Annotated in this window: 14 protein-coding genes; 8 read left to right on the top strand and 6 right to left on the bottom strand. The window is 63.5% G+C overall.

Going from position 1 to position 16,943, the window contains the following annotated elements:
* Positions 1-146: 146 nt before the first annotated feature.
* The 7 genes from ACX3OZ_RS12775 to ACX3OZ_RS12745 all read left to right on the top strand — a co-directional run bounded on the left by ACX3OZ_RS12775 (position 147) and on the right by ACX3OZ_RS12745 (position 11,478).
* Positions 147-1,757, top strand: a complete 1,611-nt coding sequence (locus tag ACX3OZ_RS12775; RefSeq protein WP_459104643.1) for a glycoside hydrolase family 43 protein — start codon at positions 147-149, stop codon at positions 1,755-1,757.
* 154 nt (positions 1,758-1,911) lie between these two features.
* Positions 1,912-2,727 carry a DUF2189 domain-containing protein gene (locus ACX3OZ_RS12770; RefSeq protein ID WP_459104642.1) on the top strand — a complete coding sequence of 272 codons (816 nt, stop codon included), beginning with the start codon at positions 1,912-1,914 and terminating at the stop codon, positions 2,725-2,727.
* 94 nt (positions 2,728-2,821) lie between these two features.
* Positions 2,822-5,527 (top strand): DNA mismatch repair protein MutS, encoded by a 2,706-nt coding sequence (gene mutS / locus ACX3OZ_RS12765; protein ID WP_459094184.1) that lies wholly within the window; start codon positions 2,822-2,824, stop codon positions 5,525-5,527.
* On the top strand, positions 5,508-8,294 hold the full coding sequence (locus ACX3OZ_RS12760) for a [protein-PII] uridylyltransferase (RefSeq protein ID WP_459104641.1): 2,787 nt from the start codon (positions 5,508-5,510) through the stop codon (positions 8,292-8,294). Before mutS ends, ACX3OZ_RS12760 begins: the two co-directional genes overlap by 20 nt.
* A gap of 9 nt (positions 8,295-8,303) precedes the next feature.
* Positions 8,304-9,863 carry a murein biosynthesis integral membrane protein MurJ gene (gene murJ / locus ACX3OZ_RS12755; RefSeq protein WP_459104640.1) on the top strand — a complete coding sequence of 520 codons (1,560 nt, stop codon included), beginning with the start codon at positions 8,304-8,306 and terminating at the stop codon, positions 9,861-9,863.
* Positions 9,864-9,939: 76 nt separating this feature from the next.
* Positions 9,940-10,971, top strand: a complete 1,032-nt coding sequence (trpS, locus tag ACX3OZ_RS12750; RefSeq protein ID WP_459094187.1) for a tryptophan--tRNA ligase — start codon at positions 9,940-9,942, stop codon at positions 10,969-10,971.
* Positions 10,972-11,004: 33 nt separating this feature from the next.
* Complete coding sequence (locus tag ACX3OZ_RS12745; RefSeq protein ID WP_459094188.1) at positions 11,005-11,478, top strand: universal stress protein; 474 nt, start codon at positions 11,005-11,007, stop codon at positions 11,476-11,478.
* A 190-nt stretch (positions 11,479-11,668) separates the two neighbouring features.
* Here the strand turns inward: ACX3OZ_RS12745 and ACX3OZ_RS12740 are convergent, their stop codons facing one another.
* Positions 11,669-11,965, bottom strand: a complete 297-nt coding sequence (locus ACX3OZ_RS12740; protein ID WP_459094189.1) for a DUF3817 domain-containing protein — start codon at positions 11,963-11,965, stop codon at positions 11,669-11,671.
* A gap of 129 nt (positions 11,966-12,094) precedes the next feature.
* On the opposite strand from ACX3OZ_RS12740, the gene ACX3OZ_RS12735 reads away from it, so the two are divergent.
* Positions 12,095-12,661, top strand: a complete 567-nt coding sequence (locus tag ACX3OZ_RS12735; RefSeq protein WP_459094190.1) for a NifU family protein — start codon at positions 12,095-12,097, stop codon at positions 12,659-12,661.
* 135 nt (positions 12,662-12,796) lie between these two features.
* Here the strand turns inward: ACX3OZ_RS12735 and ACX3OZ_RS12730 are convergent, their stop codons facing one another.
* The 5 genes from ACX3OZ_RS12730 to ACX3OZ_RS12710 all read right to left on the bottom strand — a co-directional run bounded on the left by ACX3OZ_RS12730 (position 12,797) and on the right by ACX3OZ_RS12710 (position 16,925).
* Positions 12,797-13,705 carry an acetamidase/formamidase family protein gene (locus ACX3OZ_RS12730; RefSeq protein ID WP_459094191.1) on the bottom strand — a complete coding sequence of 303 codons (909 nt, stop codon included), beginning with the start codon at positions 13,703-13,705 and terminating at the stop codon, positions 12,797-12,799.
* A 21-nt stretch (positions 13,706-13,726) separates the two neighbouring features.
* On the bottom strand, positions 13,727-14,752 hold the full coding sequence (locus ACX3OZ_RS12725) for a hemolysin family protein (RefSeq protein ID WP_459104639.1): 1,026 nt from the start codon (positions 14,750-14,752) through the stop codon (positions 13,727-13,729).
* Positions 14,753-14,826: 74 nt separating this feature from the next.
* Positions 14,827-15,270, bottom strand: coding sequence for an rRNA maturation RNase YbeY (gene ybeY / locus ACX3OZ_RS12720; protein WP_459104683.1), 444 nt, complete (start codon positions 15,268-15,270; stop codon positions 14,827-14,829).
* Between the two features lie 26 nt (positions 15,271-15,296).
* Entirely contained in the window at positions 15,297-16,388 is a 1,092-nt protein-coding gene (locus ACX3OZ_RS12715; RefSeq protein ID WP_459094787.1) for a PhoH family protein, read from the bottom strand.
* 153 nt (positions 16,389-16,541) lie between these two features.
* The gene (locus ACX3OZ_RS12710; protein ID WP_459094193.1) at positions 16,542-16,925 is read right to left on the bottom strand and encodes a DUF983 domain-containing protein; all 384 of its coding nucleotides are present in this window, start codon (positions 16,923-16,925) and stop codon (positions 16,542-16,544) included.
* Positions 16,926-16,943 lie beyond the last annotated feature (18 nt).

Raw genomic sequence — 16,943 nt, 5'->3', positions numbered from 1 at the left:
CGACCGCTGTTTCATCGTCATTGCCGGGCTTGTCCCGGCAATCCATTCTGCCCCGGCGCAAAGGGCAAGCGAGTGGATCACCGGGACAAGCCCGGTGATGACGATGGGATGGGTCTAGTTCTGATTTCTCCACCCCGAGATTTGACATGCCCCAGATCACCAACCCCATCCTGCCCGGCTTCAATCCCGATCCGTCCATTCTGCGCGTCGGCGACGAATACTACATCGCCACCTCCACCTTCGAGTGGTTCCCCGGCGTGCAGATTCACCACAGCCGCGATCTGGCCAACTGGACGCTGCTCACCCGCCCGCTGACTCGCAAGAGCCAGCTCGATATGCGTGGCGATCCTGATAGCTGCGGCGTCTGGGCTCCCTGCCTCAGCCATGACGGGGAAAAATTCTGGCTGGTCTATACCGACGTCAAGCGCAAGGACGGCTCGTTCAAGGACGCGCATAATTACATCGTCTGGGCCGACACTATCGACGGTCCCTGGTCCGATCCGATCTACATCAACTCCTCGGGCTTCGACCCCAGCCTGTTTCATGACGACGATGGCCGCAAATGGTTCGTCAACATGCTCTGGGACCACCGCGCCCGGCCGCTGAAATTCGCCGGCATTGCGCTGCAGGAATTCGACCCGGTGGGGGAAAAGCTCGTCGGCCCGATCAAGAATATTTATCAGGGCACCGACCTCAAGCTGGTCGAAGGCCCCCATCTCTATAAGCGCAACGGCTGGTATTACCTGCTGACCGCCGAAGGCGGCACCGCCTATGATCACGCCGTCACCTTTGCCCGCTCGCGAAACCTCGACGGCCCCTACGAAACCCATCCCGACCAGCATATTCTGACCAGCAAGGATGCCCCCTTCGCCGCCATTCAGCGCGCCGGCCATGGCGACTTGGTCGAGACGCCGGATGGCAAGACCTATCTGGTCCATCTCGGCGGCCGCCCGACCACCCAGGAGCGCCGCTGCGTGCTCGGCCGCGAGACTTCCATCCAGGAAGCCTATTGGGGCGATGACGACTGGATTCACGTGAAACACGGTCCGGTGCCGTCATTGCATGTGGAGGTGCCCGGCACCCGCGACGACGCCCCCTATTGGGCCGAGCAGCGCTACAGCTTCGACGGCGACTTGCCCCTCGACTTCCAGTGGCTCCGCACCCCCGAACCCGACCGCATTTTTGCCCTCACGGACAACAGGCTGCGCCTCTACGGCCGCGAGTCGATCGGCTCGTGGTTCGAACAGGCGCAGGTCGCCCGCCGCCAGACCCATTTCTCCTATGATGCTGAGACGCTGGTGGATTTCGCCGCCACCGACGAGCGCACTATGGCCGGCCTCACCGCCTATTACAGCCGCTACAATTTCTTCTATCTGGCGGTCACCGCCCACTCCGACGGCCAGCGCGAGCTGCTGCTGATGAGTTCGGAAGCCAGCTGGCCCGATGGCAATCTCAGCTTCCCCGCCGAACCGGTGCAAATCCCCAACAGCGGCAAGGTCAAGCTCGCCCTCACCATTCGCGGGCCCGCGCTGCAGTTCTTCTACGCCTTGGACGGGCAGGATTTGCAGCCGATCGGCCCAGTGCTGGATGCCTCGCTGCTGTCGGACGAATGCGGTGGCCATCAGGCCCATGGCAGCTTCACCGGCGCTTTTGTCGGGATGGCGGCACAGGATTTGAACGGTACGGCCAGCCCGGCCGACTTCGACTATTTCCTCTACCGCCCGGTGCGGCACGCGACGGATCGCTACGAAATCTAGGCCAAGGGCCCGAATCACAATTTCTAGAAACGGGGGCGACAGGCTCCCGTTTCTGGCATATTCTCCCTCTTGCAGACGGCTTCGTTCATCGACGGCCACTCTCCTGCTTGGCCGAATGGCGAAGACTCTCTGCAAGAGGCAGCGGAGAACAGCCATGTCCAGTTTCCACGTCATTGCCGGCGCGGGCGACAAGCTCGACCACCCGATTATTCGCACCATTTCCGTGGGCGACGTTTTCACCGCATTGCGCCGGGGCGCGGCCGATTTTTGGGAACAGCCCAGCCATTACGTCATGCTGGTGCTGATCTATCCCATTGTCGGCATCGTGCTGACGGTGTGGATGAGCGGCTATTACACCTGGCCCCTGCTCTATCCGCTGGTCGGCGGCTTTGCCCTGATCGGGCCATTTGCCGCCATCGGGCTCTACGAGATTTCCCGCCGCCGCGAACAGGGCCTCGATACCTCCTGGCGCCATGCCTTCGAGGTGCTGCGCTCGCCAGCAATTGCCTCCATTGCCGTGGTGGGCGTCATGCTGTTTGCGCTGTTCACCCTGTGGCTCACCGCCGCCCAGGCGCTGTATGAGAGCATCTTTGGCTCATCAACGCCGCAAACGCTGACCGGCTTGATGCAGCAGGTGTTGACCGAGCCGGGCGGCATGACCCTGCTGATTGTCGGCTCGCTGCTCGGCGCACTGTTCGCGCTGGTCGTGCTCTGCACCTCGGTGATCGCCTTCCCGCTGCTGCTTGATCGGGATGTCGGCGCCTATGTGGCGGTGGAAACCTCGTTCCGCGCGGTGCTGCGCAATCCGCTGCCGCTGCTGGTCTGGGGCATTCTGGTTGGCGCGGGCCTGTTCATCGGCTCGCTGCCGCTGTTTGTCGGGCTGGCTTTGGTCATTCCCATCTTCGGTCACGGCACCTGGCACCTCTATCGCCAGCTGGTCGAACCGGCCTCTGACATCAGGGGGCTGTAAGCCGCCAACAAAACGGGCAAATCGACTGCAAGCGGTTGGATTTAGCGGACGAACCCCATAAGGTCGCGGCTTCCTTTCCGAGACCTTATTGCCGATGGACCAGCCGCCAATCGAACCCGCGCAGACCCCGGTACTGACGCCGATGATGGCGCAGTATTTCGAGATCAAGGCGGTTAATCCGGGCTATCTGCTGTTTTATCGCATGGGCGATTTCTACGAGCTGTTCTTCGAGGACGCCGAGATCGCCAGCGCTGCCTTGGGCATCGTGCTAACCAAGCGTGGCAAGCATCTGGGCGAAGATATCGGCATGTGTGGCGTGCCCATCCACGCCGCCAATGATTATCTCAACAAGCTGATCAAGCTCGGCCACCGCGTCGCCATTTGCGAGCAGGTGGAAGACCCCAAGGAAGCTAAAAAACGCGGCGCCAAATCCGTGGTCAAGCGCGACGTGGTGCGCCTGATCACCGCCGGCACCCTGACCGAGGATGATCACCTCGACGCCCGCTCCTCCAATTTTCTGGCGGCCCTCGCCATGGTGCGGCACGGCGAAACCGATTTCGCCCTCGCCTGGGCCGATGTGTCGACCGGCGAGACTTTTACCACTGACCTCTCGGCCGAACAGTTGCAGGACGAGCTGGCCCGCATCGACCCGGCCGAATTGCTGCTGACCGATGCGACCCGCGCCCTGCTGGTCGAGCGGCATTTGTTTGCCCCCAATTGGGTGGATATCACCCACCCCGCCCCGGCCGAGAGCTTTGATAGCGAGACGGCGACGGAAAACCTGCGCGCCGCCTTTCCGGGCGAGGGCTTTGACGCCAGCGCCCTGTCTCGCGCGGCCCGGTCCGCTTTGGGCGCCATCGTCGCCTATGTGCGCGAAAGCCAGAAGGGCGTCGGCGTCGCCCTGCGCGCGCCGGTCGCCGATACCGCGACCCGCCACATGGCCATCGATCAGGCCACCCGCTCCAGCCTCGAACTGCACCAGACCCAGCGTGGCCAGCAGCGCGGTTCGCTGCGGCAGGCCATCGATCTGACGGTCACTGCACCCGGCTCGCGCCTGCTGTCGGCGCGACTGGCTGCGCCGCTGGCCGATGCCCCGGCCATCAATGAGCGGCTCGATGCGGTGGGCCTGCTCGCCAATGACACGCTGCTCACCGGCCGGCTGCGCGCCGATCTCAAGGCGGTGCCCGATCTGGCGCGCGCCCTGACCCGGCTGGCGCTCGATCGCGGTGGCCCGCGCGATCTGGCTGCGATCGGCAAGGCGGTCAGCGCGGCCTCGGCGCTCTCGGGGCATTTTGCCCGCATCGAGGATATTCCGGCGGTGCTCGACCGACTGGCCCGCATTCTGGCCGCTGCGCCGCTGCCGCTGGCCTCCGAGTTGGCGCTGGCGCTGGATGATGATTTGCCGTTGTTCAGCCGCGATGGCGGCTTCGTCCGCCAAAGCTATAACGATCAGCTGGACGAGGAGCGCGCGCTGGCCAGCCAGACCCGCGCCGTGGTCGCCGCCTTGCAATCGCGTCTGATGGACGAGACCGATGTCCGTTCGCTGAAAATCCGGCACAATGGCGTGCTCGGCTATTTCGTCGAAGTGCCGGCGGCGCATGGCGCCAAGCTGCTCGAAGAGCCGCACCGCCAGAGCTTCATCCACCGCCAGACGCTGGCCAATGCCATGCGGTTCACCACCACCGAACTGGCCGAGCTGGAAGGCCGCATCGCCCGGGCGCATGAGGCGGCGCTCGAAATCGAGCTGCGCGTCTTTGCCAGCCTGCGCGCCGACGTGCTGAGCCGCACCGAGACGCTGCGAGACCTCGCCGATGCGCTGGCCGAGCTCGACGTCACCACCGCCCTGGCCCATCTCGCCGCCACCCGCTCCTATACCCGCCCCGAGATCGACACTTCGCTGGCCTTCCGCATTGAAGGTGGCCGCCACCCGGTGGTGGAAGACATGATCATGGCCGAGGGTAAGAGCTTTGTCGCCAATGATGCCGATCTGTCGGGCGATGACGCCATTGGCGGTGGCAGTCTCTGGCTGGTCACCGGTCCCAATATGGGCGGTAAATCGACCTTCCTGCGCCAGAACGCGCTGATTGCCATTCTGGCGCAGATGGGCAGCTTCGTGCCGGCGAGCCTGGCTCGTATCGGCGTCATCGATCGGGTGTTTTCCCGCGTCGGCGCCAGCGACGACATTGCCCATGGCCGCTCCACCTTCATGGTGGAAATGGTCGAAACTGCCGCTATCCTTAACCGCGCCACGCGGCGCTCTTTGGTGGTGCTCGACGAAATCGGTCGCGGCACCGCCACCTTCGATGGCCTCTCCATCGCCTGGGCGGCGGTGGAAGCCTTGCATGAGACCACCGGTTGCCGGGCCTTGTTTGCCACCCACTTTCATGAGCTGACCAGTCTCGCCAAAACCCTGACCCGCGTCGCCAATGTCACCATGAAGGTGCGCGAATGGGAGGGGGAGGTGGTGTTTCTGCACGAAGTCGGCCCCGGCGCCGCCGATCGCTCCTATGGTATTCAGGTGGCCCGTCTAGCCGGCCTGCCCGAGCCGGTGCTGGTCCGCGCCCGGCAGGTGCTGACCGTCCTGGAACAGCGCTCGACTGGCACGGCCTCTTCCAGCCAGAAAGCCAGCGTGCTAGACGATCTGCCACTTTTCGCCCATCAGCCTGCGGCCTTGCCGGTGGGACCGGACCCTGTACACTTAGCGCTCGACGCCGTCCGACCTGACGAGATGACCCCCAAACAAGCGATTGAAGCGCTGTACGAGTTGAAGAAAATCCGCGATGACGCTCGCCGAAGCTGAGGCAAAGCCGCGAAAATCCCTCTTCGCTTTCAAACCCGCCGCAGTGCTGCTCGGCGAGCTTGATGCGGCTATTGGCAATGAATCGCCCAAGTCGAGCGCCGCTCGCGCCATTGTGCTGGCCCATATCCGCAAGGCGCTGACCGATGCACGCCATCTGGCCGAGGTCGAACTGCTCGCCAGCGGCAAGGGCACGCGCTGCGCGCAAAATCTGAGTGCCCAGCAGGACGAAATCATCGCCGCCGTGCATCTGTTCGCCACCAGCCGGGTCTATCCGGTGGACAATCCCAGCGGCGCCGAGGCCATCGCCCTCTCCGCCGTCGGCGGCTATGGCCGCGGCACGCTGGCGCCGGGCTCCGATATCGATCTGCTGTTCATCCTGCCCTACAAGCAGACGCCCTGGGGCGAGCAGGTCACCGAATATATCCTCTACATGCTGTGGGATCTGGGCCAGAAGGTCGGCCATGCCGTCCGCTCGGTCGATGAATGCCTGCGCATGGCCCGCGCCGATATGACGGTGCGCACCGCCACGCTCGAGGCGCGCTTCCTCACCGGCGACAAAACCCTGTTCGACCAGATGGTGCAGCGCTTCGAATCCGAAATCGTGCCCCATACCGGCCCCGAATTCATCGCCGCCAAAATGGCCGAGCGCGACGAGCGCCACCGCGTGATGGGCAATACCCGCTATGTGGTCGAGCCCAATATCAAGGACGGCAAGGGCGGGCTGCGCGACCTCAACACGCTGTTCTGGATCGGCAAATATTTCTACCAGGTCAAAACCAGCCAGGAGCTGGTCGGCAAGGGCGTGCTCAGCGCCGCCGAAAATCGCCTGTTCTCCCGCGCCGAAGATTTCCTCTGGGCGGTACGCTGCCACCTCCATTTCATCACCGGCCGCGCCGAGGAAAAACTGACCTTTGACGTGCAGCCCGAACTGGCCCGCCGCATGGGCTATGCCCAGCGTGTCGGCATGCTGGGCGTCGAGCGCTTCATGAAGCGCTATTTCCTCGTCGCCAAGGATGTCGGCGACCTGACCCGCATCATCTGCGCCAGCCTCGAATTCAACCACGCCAAGGATATGGATCTGGTCGGCCGCGTGCTGGCGCCGTTCCGCCCCGGCCGGTCTAAAATCAAGGGCGAGAGCGATTTCATGCTCGATACCGGCAGGCTCAATATCGCCGCCCCCGACGTGTTCGAGCGCGATCCGGTCAATCTGATCCGCATTTTCCTGGTCGCCGGGCGCGAACAATTGCTGTTCCACCCCGATGCCATCAAGGTCATCACCCGCTCGCTGCGCCTGATCGACAACAAATTGCGCAGTGACCGCAAGGCCAATGAGCATTTCCTGACCATCCTCACCGATCCGCAATCGGTGGAACGCATCCTGCGCCAGATGAACGAAAGCGGCGTGCTCGGCCGTTTCGTCCCAGAATTCGGCAAGATCGTCGCGCTGATGCAGTTCAACATGTACCACCACTATACGGTGGACGAGCATCTGATCCGCGCCGTCGGCGTCATGGCCAATATCGCCAATGGCGGCATGCGCGACGAGCTGCCGCTGACCCATGAACTGCTGCCCCAGCTCAACGATACCCGCCTGCTCTATGTGGCGCTGTTCCTGCACGATATCGCCAAGGGCCGCCCCGAGGACCATTCCATCGCCGGCGCCCGCATCGCCCGCCGGCTCTGCCCGCGCTTCGGCCTGTCACCGGCCGAAACCGATACCGTCTCCTGGCTGATCGAGCATCATCTGCTGATGAGCGCCATCGCCCAGGCCCGCGATATTCAGGACCCCGAAACCGCCAAGGCTTTTGCCGAGCTGGTGCAGTCGCCGCAGCGCCTGGCGCTGCTGATGATCCTCACCGCCTGCGATATCCGCGCGGTGGGTCCCGGCGTTTGGACCGGCTGGAAGGGCAGCCTGCTGCGCGCCCTCTATTACGCCACCGAACCGCTGCTCTCCGGCGGCCACAGCCAGGTCACCCAGTCCGACCGCATCGAGACTGCCCGCCGCGAGCTGGCCGAGGCGCTGCAGGCCTGGCCCGCCGACGACGTGGCCACCTATGTCGCCCGCCATTACGACCATTACTGGCTGCGCGCCGAGCCCGAATTGCAGGTCGAACATGCCCGCATGATCCGCCAGGCCGATCTGGCTGGCGAGAGCTTTGCCGGTTCCATCCGCGTCAAGGCCTTCGAGGGCATTACCGAGGTCAATTTCTACACGCCCGACCATCCGCGCCTGCTGTCGCTGATTGCCGGCGCCTGCACCATGCAGGATGCCTCCATTATCGGGGCGCAGATTTTCTCCACCCGCGACGGCCACGCCATCGACACCTTTCGCCTGCGCCGTTCCTTTACCTCCGACGAGGATGAAAAGGTCCGCGCCACCCGCATCATCGATACCGTCCGCCAATTGCTGCAGGGCAAGCGGCAGATCCTCATCGATCTGGGCAAGGAAAGCCGCCACAACAAGCGCCTCAAACCCTTCGCCGTGCCCTCGCAGGTCACCGTCTCCAATGTGCTGTCGGAAAAATTCACCGTCATCGAGGTGTCCGGGCTCGACCGCATGGGCCTGCTGCACTCGCTGACCCATCAGATCGCCGACCTCAATTTGACCATCGGCTCGGCCCATATCGGCACCTATGGCGAAAAGGCCGTCGACGTTTTCTACGTCACCGACCTCACCGGCCAGAAAATCATGAGCAAGCCGCGCCAGCGCAAGATTCACGACGCGCTGATGGCGGTGTTCCACCCCAAGCCGTTGAATAATGGGTAGCCCCCACCCATGAGCCTTTACCGCAATTTCCTCTCCGTCGGCGGCCTCACTTTGGTCTCCCGCGTCGCCGGCTTTGCCCGCGATGCGCTGATGGCCGCCGTGCTCGGCACCGGCCCCGCTGCTGACGCCTTTTTCGCCGCCTTCCGCTTTCCCAATCTGTTCCGCCGGCTATTTGCCGAGGGCGCCTTCAACACCGCCTTCGTGCCGATGTTTTCCGGTGCGCTGGAGCAGGACGGCCCCGATGCGGCGCTCGATCTGGCGGCGCGCATCATGAGCTGGCTCGTCGCCATGCTGGTGGTGGTGACCATCCTGGCCGAAATCTTCATGCCGCAGCTGATGGTGGCCTTCGTCCCCGGCTTTACCGATGACGCGGAAAAATTCGACCTCACCGTGCTGCTGACGCGGATCATGTTCCCCTATCTGGCCTGCATGTCGCTGATGGCCGCCTATGGGGCGATCCTCAATTCCCTCGGCCGGTTCTTTGCCGCCGCTTTTGCCCCGGTGCTGCTCAATCTGGTCAATATCGCCGCGATGATTCCGCTGGTCACCTTCTGGGCGCAGGACCAGGTCGGCGCCGCCATCTGGGTCAGTTGCGCCACCATGGTCGGCGGCCTCGCCCAGCTCTGGCTGGTCTGGGCGGCGATCAAACGCGCCGATTTCCTGCCCGCCTTCCGCCTGCCCCGGCTCGATCCCGAAGTGCGGCGCTTCTGGGTGCTGGCGATTCCGGCGATCCTGGCTGGCGGCATCACCCAGATCAATATTTTCGTCGGCACCATCATCGCCTCGGGCGCCGATAACGCCATTTCCATCCTCAACTATGCCGATCGGCTCTATCAATTGCCGCTCGGCATTATCGGCATCGCCATCGGCACCGTGCTGCTGCCCGAATTGTCGCGCCATCTGACCGGCGGCCGCGACGCCGAGGCCCGCGCCACCCAGGATCAGTCGCTGCTCATCGCCATGCTGCTGTCGATGCCCGCCGCCACCGCACTGATCGCCATGGCCGAACCCATCGTGCGGGTGCTGTTCGAACGCGGCGCCTTCGATGCGCTAGCCACGCTACAGACCGCCCAGGCGCTGATCGCCTTTGCCACCGGCCTGCCCGCCTATGTGCTGATTCGGGTGCTGCAACCGGGCTATTTCGCCCGCGCGGACACCGTGACCCCGACCATTTTCGCCGGCATTTCGGTGGTCGCCAATATCGTGCTGTCGCTGCTGCTGTTCCCGACCTATCTGCATGTCGGCATCGCCATCGCCACCTCGGTCGCCGCCTGGCTTAACGCCATTCTGCTGGCGGTGTTTCTGGCGCGGCGCGGCCATTTTGCCCTTGGCCTGGCTGATTGGCGCAAGCACGGCCTGATCATCGCCATCAGCATCATCATGGGCGGTGCGCTGTTTCTGCTGGCGGCGCGCGGCGCGGCGCATATGACGACGGCGGCCCCGATCTGGGAGCAGATCGGCGTGTTGGGGACGCTGGTGCTGTTCGGCATGGCGCTCTATTTCACCCTGATTCACGTCTCCGGCGTCCAGCCGCTCGGGCTGCTGCTCCGCCGCCTGCGGCGGCGCTAATCCCACCCCCGGTTCCCATTATGCCTCCGCCCATATAGAACGGGCCCAACAACCGCATTATCGAACGGCTGATCCCATGACCTTCACTCCCCGCGTTTTCTCCGGCATCCAGCCTTCGGGCGATCTGCATCTGGGCAACTACCTCGGCGCCATCCGCCGTTTCGTGCCGCTGCAGCAGAGCTATGAATGCATCTATTGCGTGGTGGATATGCACGCGATCACCGTCTGGCAGGAGCCCGATGATCTGCGCCGCGCCACCCGCGAAGTGGCTGCCGCCTTCATCGCCGCCGGGGTCGATCCCAAAAATTCGATCATCTTCAACCAGTCCCAGGTCAGCCAGCATGCTGAACTGGCCTGGGTGTTCAATTGCATTGCCCGCATCGGCTGGATGAACCGGATGACCCAGTTCAAGGACAAGGCCGGCAAGAATTCCGAGAATGTGTCGCTGGGGCTGCTGGCCTATCCCTCGCTGATGGCCGCCGATATCCTGCTCTACAAGGCCACCCATGTGCCGGTGGGCGACGACCAGAAGCAGCATCTCGAACTGACGCGCGATATCGCTGCCAAGTTCAACAATGACTATGCCAAGTCCATTACCGCCGAAGGCTTGGACGAAGAGTTTTTCCCCATCACCGAGCCGCTGATCGCCGGCCCGGCCACCCGCATCATGAGCCTGCGCGATGGCACCAAGAAGATGAGCAAGTCGGACCCGTCCGACCAGTCGCGCATTTCCCTGCTCGACGACGCCGACGCCATCGCCAAGAAGATCAAGCGCGCCACCACCGATCCCGAGCCCCTGCCCGAGACCGTTGAGGGCCTGGCCGGTCGCGCCGAGGCGGACAATCTGGTGGGCATCTATGCCGCTCTGGCCGATCTGACCAAGAGCGAAGTCATTGCCCAATATGGCGGCAAGGGCTGGGGCACTTTCAAGCCGGCTCTGGCCGATCTGGCGGTGGCCCAGCTGGCGCCGATGGCCGACGAAATGCGGCGGCTGATCGAGGACCCGGCGACCATTGACGCCATCCTGCGGGACGGCGCCGAGCGCGCCAGTGCAATTGCGGAGAAGACAATGGTCGATGTCCGCAATATTGTCGGCTTCATTCGCTGAAGCGTTTCCAGCGACAAAAAATGCAGGGGCGCCATGGTTTCCCAGACTGAATACAAGCGTAAATTCCTCGTCGTCATCGACGAAACGCCCGAATGCGAGCGGGCGCTGACCTTTGCCGCCTATCGGGTCAAGCGCACCGGCGGCACCGTGGTGCTGATGAGCGTGGTGCAGAAGCCCGAATTCATCGGCCTGGGCGTCGAAGCCGTGCTGCGCGCCGAGGCGGTCGAGGAGGCCGAGCGCAATCTCGATGCCCGTCTCGCTCGCATCCGCGACATTGGCGAAGTGCGCAGCGAATCGGTGATCCGCGAGGGGGAAGCCGCCGAAGAAATCGAGCGCGTGATTGATCAGGACCGCGACATCGCCATTCTGGTGTTGGCGGCGTCCACCTCCGGCGAAGGCCCCGGCCCGCTGGTCGCCCATTTCGCCAGCCGCTCCAACGCTCTGCCCATCCCCCTCACCGTCGTCCCCGGCCGCATGACCGACGACGAGATCATCGCCATCTGCTGACCGGCCGCAGGCAAAATCGCGCCAGTGGCGCGATTTTAGGGAAGCAGGCCATGAGAGCTGCGCTCGAATGGCAAGGCTCCAACCACCACCGCGCGTCACCCTCGGGCTTGACCCGAGGGCTCTTCACTTGCTGAGCGCCGCGTGAGTGCAACCCCCTCGGGTCAAGCCCGAGGGTGACGGCGCGGTGGACCTAAGCAGCGCTTGCCGCCAGCTGCTTGCGCTTCAACATCCCGTCATTCAAAAACGTCCCGAACGGAAACAACGACGCGACCGTGGTCCGTGCCCATTCCCCGGCGCTAAAGCCTCGACCCCATAGGCAGATCACCATGGCGATCAGGTAGACCACGAACGCGACGCCGTGGATCATGCCCACTGGCGGCACCAGATGCGGATAGTCGAAGCCATATTTGAGTGGCATGGCCACCCCAAACAGGGCCAGAGTGGTGATGCCTTCGATAAGGCCGACGCTGCGAAAGATCTGGATCATGCGCTTTGGCTATCCCTGCCCGGGCGAGCCGTGAAGGCGGCACGTGGTCGCTATGCGGAAACGCCCTTGCACTTCGCCGCCAAAAGTCTATTTTAGAAGCGTTCTAATCGTAAACTTCAGAGGCGCCAGATGTTCATTCAGACCGAAGCCACGCCCAACCCCGCGACCCTCAAGTTCCTGCCGGGGCGCGATGTGCTGGTTGGTGAGCCGCGCGATTTCCGCAGCGTCGAGGCCTCGGTCAATTCGCCGCTGGCGCAGGGCCTGTTTTCCATCTCCGGGGTGACCGGGGTGTTTCTTGGTTCCGATTTCATCTCGGTGACCAAGGACGACACCAATTGGGCCCATATCAAGCCGGCCATTCTCGGCGTCATCATGGACCATTTCCTCTCCGGCAAGCCGGTGATCGTCGAGGGCGCCGCTGAGGTGGCCAATCACGACGAAGTCGAGGAATTCTTCGAAGCCGAAGACAGCGAAACCGTTGAAGTGATCAAGGAGCTGCTGGCCACCCGCGTGCGCCCGGCCGTGGCCATGGATGGCGGCGACATCATCTTCAAGGGTTTCAAGGAAGGCACCGTCTTCCTGCATATGCAGGGCGCCTGCTCGGGCTGCCCGTCTTCCACTGCCACGCTCAAAAGCGGCATCGAAAACCTGCTCCGCCACTTCGTCCCCGGCGTCGAAGCCGTCCAGCAGGTCTGATTTCAGTCAAGCAGCAAGCCAAAAGGCCCAGGGAGTAATCCCTGGGCCTTTTTGTTTCAACATACCCGATGTCATCCCGGCCTCGAGCCGGGACCCATCCCGAGATCTCGCCGCCGCCGCAAGGTGGTCGGAACGTCACCCCCCGCGCGGCAACCAGCGCTTTTCGATCTTGCACACCATGGTATAGGCCGGGTCGAACACATTGCCGACTTCGTAGCGCACCACCTGCCCCAGCAAATGGCTGGCCGCGATCTGGCTCAGCCCAAACTCACCCATCAGCCAGTCCAGCATCGCGCTGGTGGCATGCTGCAAGGCCTGTTCGAGCGGGCGGGCATTGCCCACGGTAAAGATCGCGTCTGCGGTCTCGCCGCGCGGCCAGCTCAATGCCTGCTGCTTGATCACGCTCAGCCGCACTTCGACCTCGAATGCCGTTTCCACCCCGGTGCCGACGATTTCGCCGTCGCCCTGGATGGCGTGGCCATCGCCGAGGAAGAACAGCGCCCCCGGCACCGCCACCGGCAACCACACAGTCGTCCCCGGCCCAAAGCCGCGATAATCCATATTGCCGCCGTTTTCGGCGCTGGTGGCGGTCGAAAACGCCTGACCGCTATGCGGCGCCACGCCGAAACAGCCCAGCATCGGTTCCAGCGGCAGCACCAGATGCTCCAGTCCGGCAACCGGCTGCTCCAGCCGCACCGTGCCATTCTCGATGATCCATTCCGTCCGGTCGCGCGGCGAGAGGTCGCGGGCGCGTTCGGGGTCGAGCACATTGGCCGCCAGCGCCGCCCGGGTCCAACCCCGGTCACGGATCGGCGTCATCCGCAGGATTTCCACCCGCAAACTATCGCCCGGTTCGGCGCCGGTGACAAAAATCGGCCCATTCATCGGGTTGGGGCCCGAGGCGCGCTGCACCCCGTCCTTGTCAAAGCCCGCTGCATCCAGCGTCTGGGTGATGACGCTGTCGCCATCGGCGATGGTCAAGGCAGCCGGCACCGTGCCCAGCACATTGTGCCAGACACTGGCGTTAAACCGATGAACCGTCATGCTTCCCCCAAAGCTGTAAGCTTATTCAGCGGCCGCCTTCTGGGCGTCGCTGCGCTGGTCGGTAATGGCCAGCACCTCGCCGCCGTCGCGCTGGCGGCGGATGCGCAGCCGCTTGATGCGGCGGCTGTCGGCAGCCAGCACTTCGAATTCAAAGCCGGCCAGCCGCGTCACCCGTTCGCCGCGCTTGGGCACGTGCCCGGCCAGGTCGAACACCAGCCCGCCAATCGTGTCCACTTCCTCGGCATATTCGCCGGGGTCGAAATCCGGTCCGATCAGGCTGCGCACATCGCTCAATTCGGCGCGGGCATCGGCGATATAGGTGTCGACGCCGACCTTGCGGATCAGCGCCGCGGCCAGCTCGTCATGCTCGTCCTCGATCTCGCCGACCACGGCTTCGAGCAGGTCCTCGATGGTCACCAGACCGTCGGTGCCGCCATATTCGTCGACCACGATCGCCATATGCACGCGAGAGGCGCGCATCGACTGCAGCAGATCGCCCACCGGCATGAAGGTGGGCACGAACATCGCCTGGCGGGTGATGTCGAGCTTGCTCAGCTTCTGCCGCAACACCGGGGAGATCAGCTTGACCGGCACATCCTTGGTCGGGTCGGTCACCGGATCGGTGATCTTGCCCAGCGCGTCCTTGACGTGGATGAAGCCGACGATGTTGTCGAGATTGTCGTCATAGACCGGCAGGCGGGAATGACCGACCTGGCGGAATTTGGCGATCAGCGTGCCCAGATTGACGTCAGTATCGACGGCCTGGATGTCGCTGCGCTCCACCATGACGTCGCCGACCGACACATCGGACAGCTTGAGCACGTTTTGCAGGATGGTGCGCTCGCTCTCGGAAAAATCCGCAGATTCGGCGCTCCCCTGTTCATCGAGCGCAACTTGTAAATCGTCGCGCAGGGAAACCGTGCCGCGAGCGAGCATGGCGCGCAGGCGGTTCCAGATCGAAGGCCCCCGTGCAGGCACGGAGGCGGGGCTAGAAGGAGGCTCGGGATTGGCGGGCGCCGAGGGGCCCAAACTGTCGCTGTCGTTCATTGCATGGCGCCGCACCTAAGCGGCTTTCTATCCTCAAACGGAAATACTGCACCGACGAATATAGGGTCGCAGGCCTAGTCAGAATAGGGGTCATCGACCCCCAAAACGGCCAAAATACGGGTTTCGAGGCTTTCCATCTCGGTCGCCTCGTCATCGGTCAGGTGATCATAACCCAAAATGTGCAAAAATCCATGCACCACGAGATGGGTAAAATGCGCCTCGAAGCTGACGCCCTGCTCATCGGCTTCAGCCAGCAGCGTCTCGCGCGCCAGCGTGATGTCGCCCAATATGCCCACCACCGGCTCGAACGGCTCGATCTGGGGGAAGCTCAGCACATTGGTGGAACTGTCGATGCCGCGCCATTGCTGGTTCAGCTCGCGCTGTTCCGCGTCATTGGTCAGCAGGATCGACAGCTCCGCCGCCCCTTTGACCTTGGCCTTGGCCTGTTTGAGGGCTTCCAGCACGGCGCGCTCGGCCAGGGGATCGAGATCCTCCGGCCAGGCGTCGTCATTGCGGATAATAGCGATTTCAAGCGGTAGAGAAGTCAGCGGATATTTCCTTCGCCGGCCTTTTCGGCCAGTCGTTTTGCGGTATCGGCTTCATAGGCCCGCACGATGCGGCCGACAAGCGCGTGACGGACCACGTCCTTATCGTTGAAGCGCGAAATATGCACGCCCTCGACGCCATCAAGCAGATGCACCGCTTCGATCAGCCCCGAGCGCTCGCCGCGCGGCAGATCGACCTGGGTCGGATCGCCGGTGACGATCATCTTGGAATTCTCGCCCAGGCGCGTGAGGAACATCTTCATCTGCATCGAGGTGGTGTTCTGCGCCTCGTCGAGAATGACCACGGCATTGGCCAGGGTCCGGCCGCGCATAAAGGCCAGCGGCGCCACTTCGATGATCCCCGAAGTCAGACAGCGCTCGACATTTTCCGGCTTCATCATGTCGTAGAGCGCGTCGTAAAGCGGCCGCAGATAGGGGTCCACCTTCTCCTTCATGTCGCCGGGGAGGAACCCGAGACGCTCGCCGGCTTCCACCGCCGGACGGGAGAGAATGATGCGGTTGATATCGCCGCGTTCCAGCAGCGACGCGGCATGCGCCACCGCCAGATAGGTCTTGCCGGTACCGGCCGGACCGACGCCGAATACCAGCTCGCTGCGTTCCATGGCGCGCATATAGGCGTCCTGGGCCGGGGTGCGGGCGACGATGGTGGATTTGCGCGTGGCGATCTGGGCCATGCGCACCTTGCCCTTACGCTCCAGCGTCGGCAGCGTCAGCTGGCTATCCTCGGTCTCGATCATGCGGATGACGCCGTCGACGTCGGAAATATTGGCGCTGCGGCCTTCTTCGAGCGAGCCATACAGCGATTCCAGCACCCTTCGGGCCTGATCGACCGACGAGGCGGCGCCTTTCAGCAGAACGTGATTGCCGCGCGGCGTGGCCGTGACCTTGAGCCGCTGTTCGATCAGCGCCAGGTTTTGGTCAAAATCGCCATACAGCTGGGCAGCGAGACGATTGTCTTCAAAAGCGAGTTCGAGTTGGGTTGCGAGTGCGTTGTCTGCGGTCGGTGACAAGTGCCTGCTCAAACTGGTGTGGCTCCCGGAAGAGGGTGGCGCGGGCCTGCGCCACGATATGCTAACGAGGCTAGGACGATTTGGGTCCGCTGTCTGTAGCAATATTGTGACGCTCCAGAGCGGCCCAAACGGCAAAATCGCTCCGGTGGAGCGATTTTAGCTCTGGAGGCCATGAGGGCTATGCCCGAATGGCGGGGCACAGGGCGACCGGCGTCAGCGGTCCTGCTCGTCGCTCCAGCCCTTGGCCCAGAGCAGCCCGATGATCGCGCCCTTGCTCGAAGGCAGGATGGCGAGTGGGACAATGACCGCGAGCGGCACCAGCACATAGAGGTAGATCAAGGGGCTGCCACGCCCATGCAGTTCCATTTCCAGCATCGTGAAGCCGATGATATGCACCATCACCGTGATGACGATCAGCGGCAGAAACAGCCCCACCCGGTAGCGGGCAAGCGGTTCGCCACAATTCGCGCAGTGCTCAACCTGCTCGATATAGTGGTGGAACAGCCAGCCCTTGCCGCAACGCGGGCATCGGCATTTCAGGCCATGCCAGATCGATAGCCAGACCGGCTTGGGCGAGATCTCGTCATTTGGCGGCATCGCCATCCTGCTTGGCCA

This window comes from Devosia sp. A369, from assembly GCF_054489345.1.
Note: the sequence above shows the minus strand (reverse complement) of the source record. Positions and strands in the feature narration are given on the sequence as shown.